Origin of the sequence: Okeania hirsuta (genome assembly GCF_003838195.1) — a bacterium.
Lineage (GTDB): Bacteria > Cyanobacteriota > Cyanobacteriia > Cyanobacteriales > Microcoleaceae > Okeania > Okeania hirsuta.
Genome location: NZ_RCBY01000714.1, coordinates 1 through 515, shown reverse-complemented (window position 1 = coordinate 515; position 515 = coordinate 1). Strand labels below are relative to the sequence as shown.

The following is a 515-nucleotide window of genomic DNA, read 5'->3' as shown; positions in this document are numbered from 1 at the left end:
ATGATGGAGTGAGAAGTCTGCCTTTAGATGTTGAATTATATCAAAGTTCATCATCTTTACCAGAGGGGAAAGATGATAAAGAATTTATCAAAAAACCTGATTTAGCAATCAAGTTAGTTCAAAAAACATTGTTCAGAAAACATCGGCCTGGTATAGTTTTAGTGGATGGAGGTTATGGAAATAATTCCTCATTTTTACAGGAATTAGAAAGATTGGAACTTAACTATATAGGGGGTTTAGCTTAAAATCGTTTGGTGAATGTTATCAATCAAAAAACTGGCAAAAAACAATCATAAAAAAGGTTAGATGAAATAGCTCTATCTTTACCTCAAAAGGATTTTCAAGAAGTAACTTTAGAACAAAATATACCCCAAACAGTTTGGGTAGCTACCATAGAAGTAGAAACCAAAGGTTTAACTGGTCCGAGAACTATTGCTATCGTCATCAATAATAGTTCTATATCTGAAGCCACTGAAATTGATTATTTAATTACAAATAAACAATAGACTTGTCGC

The 515-nt window shown here is 32.0% G+C and carries 2 protein-coding genes; one reads left to right on the top strand and one right to left on the bottom strand.

Annotated features, from left to right (window positions below; all coding sequences use genetic code 11):
- Positions 1–245, top strand: a 245-nt coding sequence (locus D5R40_RS33835; protein ID WP_161565207.1) for a transposase, incomplete at its 5' end; no start/stop codon positions are given.
- A gap of 95 nt (positions 246–340) precedes the next feature.
- Here the strand turns inward: D5R40_RS33835 and D5R40_RS41770 are convergent.
- Positions 341–472, bottom strand: coding sequence for a hypothetical protein (locus tag D5R40_RS41770; protein ID WP_275670469.1), 132 nt, complete (start codon positions 470–472; stop codon positions 341–343).
- Positions 473–515 lie beyond the last annotated feature (43 nt).